The sequence below is a fragment of the Barnesiella sp. CU968 genome, assembly GCF_905219685.1.
GTDB lineage: Bacteria > Bacteroidota > Bacteroidia > Bacteroidales > Muribaculaceae > Lepagella > Lepagella muris_A.
The window spans coordinates 1-2,355 of the sequence record NZ_CAJMXD010000428.1 but is presented as its reverse complement, the minus strand read 5'-3'; the positions used below and the strand labels follow the sequence as shown (position 1 = coordinate 2,355).

The following is a 2,355-nucleotide window of genomic DNA, read 5'->3' as shown; positions in this document are numbered from 1 at the left end:
GCTCCTTTCTCAACTCGCTGAAATCCCTCAAAAATCCATCTTTATGCCAACCTAAGTTAAAAGTAAACACACTCTTATGCTAAAATATAAATATTATAAGGAGACGATTGGACAAATCCAACCGTCTCCTTATAATATTTATAAATCGAGAGTTTTATTTACCTGTTACTTTACATTGCCAAGCCCAGGCGTTTTTCATTGTTTCGTCGATTGGAACAACTGCGGTCCATCCGAGGTCTTCGTTAGCCTTTTTCGGGTCTGCCCATATTTTTTCAATATCACCGGCACGTCGTTCGCCGATCTTGTGGGGAACCTTGACTCCTGTGGCTCGCTCGAACGATGCAATAAGCTCAAGCACGGAGAGTCCTCTTCCTGTGCCGAGGTTGAAGATTTCCACAGCATCTTTGTCATCGCGGTCGAGCATGCGCTTCATTGCTATTACGTGTGCCTTTGCAAGGTCTACGACATCAATGTAGTCACGGACACATGAACCGTCGGGCGTGTTGTAGTCATTACCGAATACTGTAAGCTCCTTACGTATCCCGGCTGCTGCCTGTGTGAGATATGGCACAAGGTTCTGGGGCACGCCCAAAGGAAGTTCACCAATCTTTGAAGACGGATGAGCTCCTATCGGATTGAAATAACGGAGAAGTATGCTCTTGATAGGCGCTCCGGATTTGATATAGTCTTCAATGATCTCTTCAGAAATCTGTTTCGTGTTGCCATAGGGAGAGGTTGCGGGCTTGATTGGCGCAGTTTCGTCGATGGGGTTAGCATCCGGCTCTCCATAGACGGTGCATGAAGAAGAGAACACTATGCCCTTCACTCCGAACTCAGGCATGAGGTCGAGCAGATTGATGAGAGTGTTCAGGTTGTTTCTGTAATACAGCAAAGGTTTCTGCACCGATTCGCCTACCGCTTTGGAGGCGGCGAAGTTGATGATTCCCTTTATGCCGGGGTTTTCCTCGAAGAGTTTACGGAGTGCGGCGGCATCCGTGCAGTCAGCCTCGACGAAAACGGGACGTATGCCGGTGATCGATTCTATGCCGTCGAGCACCTGTGCGTTTGAGTTGGAAAGGTTGTCGATAATGACTACCTCATATCCTGCGTTCTGCAGTTCCACCACAGTGTGGCTGCCAATGTATCCGGTGCCACCTGTTACCAATATTTTTTCTTTCATTTTTTTGGGATATATGGGGATATATGGGGCTGTATGGGGCTATATGGGCTCCTTTGTTTAACTTCCGGTTATTTAAACAAGGGAGTGGGGTAGATGCCTTCGTCGACGAGTTTTGCAAACTGAGCTACTGTCGCGGGACGGTCGGCGGCGTATGTCACACCGAACCATTTCGATGGAGTGCCGATTACCTTGAGGTCGATGGTGCCGTTGTTGATAAGGTCGTTGACAACGGTGGGTATGTAAAACTCTGCCTTAAGCTCGTTCTGGTTGGCTTCGAGGAATTTTACGAATGCTTTCTCTGAATATCCGAAATAGTCGGGAGTGAATCCCCACATATTCATCGATACATTGGCATCTTCTGGGAATGGAACCTCTTCGCCTTCAACAACCTGAATGAGCTTGCCGTTCTTGCGCTCGATGCCGTGGCATTCTGTGACCCCGGTGAGATTGCCTTCTGCATTCACCTCGCAAAGACCGCGGCTAACACCTCCGTTTTCGCTGAGTGTGTTCTCGATGTTGAAACCGATCATACAGTAGCAGTTCTTTTTATCCTCTACAGAGCGGAGGAAATCGCCGAGAAGCTGGAAGCTTTCCGCACCGTAATAGTCATCAGCGTTGATTACGCCGAATGGCTCGTTGATTGCGTCCTTGCCCATCAGCACGGCGTGGTTTGTTCCCCATGGTTTTGTTCTTTCGGGATTCAGGGCGAAGCCTTCCGGAAGCTTGTCGGTAGACTGGAAGACAACCTCGACAGGCACGTGACCCTCATATTTTGAAATGATTTTTTCGCGGAATTCCTGTTCGAAATCCTTGCGGATTACAAAAACTATTTTGCCGAATCCGGCGCGTAGGGCATCATATACGGAATAGTCCATGATTGTTTCGCCTGAAGGACCGAGTCCGTCAAGCTGTTTGAGGCCGCCGTAACGGCTGCCCATACCTGCTGCGAGAATAAAAAGTGTTGGTTTCATGTTGATTTTTTATTGGGTTAATAAATACTTCGTTGTCAAGAGGCTTTTTTGTGCAGAAGAGGGATTATGTAAAGGAAGAGGGAGAAGAGAACGAGTTTTGAGTTTCCGTTTCTTTCGATATGGGAGGAGGCTTCCTCGATGCGGCTCACAATTTCTTCGATATTGCCGTGATGGATGAAAGGTGAGAAACGGCTTGAGAAACTT

2 protein-coding genes are annotated in these 2,355 nt (G+C 47.9%); both read right to left on the bottom strand.

Annotated features, from left to right (window positions below):
- Positions 1-154: 154 nt before the first annotated feature.
- Positions 155-1,180 (bottom strand): UDP-glucose 4-epimerase GalE, encoded by a 1,026-nt coding sequence (gene galE, locus JX312_RS12390; RefSeq protein WP_123405407.1) that lies wholly within the window; start codon positions 1,178-1,180, stop codon positions 155-157.
- A 68-nt stretch (positions 1,181-1,248) separates the two neighbouring features.
- Positions 1,249-2,151 (bottom strand): sugar phosphate nucleotidyltransferase, encoded by a 903-nt coding sequence (locus JX312_RS12385; protein WP_123405409.1) that lies wholly within the window; start codon positions 2,149-2,151, stop codon positions 1,249-1,251.
- Between the last annotated feature and the right edge of the window lie 204 nt (positions 2,152-2,355).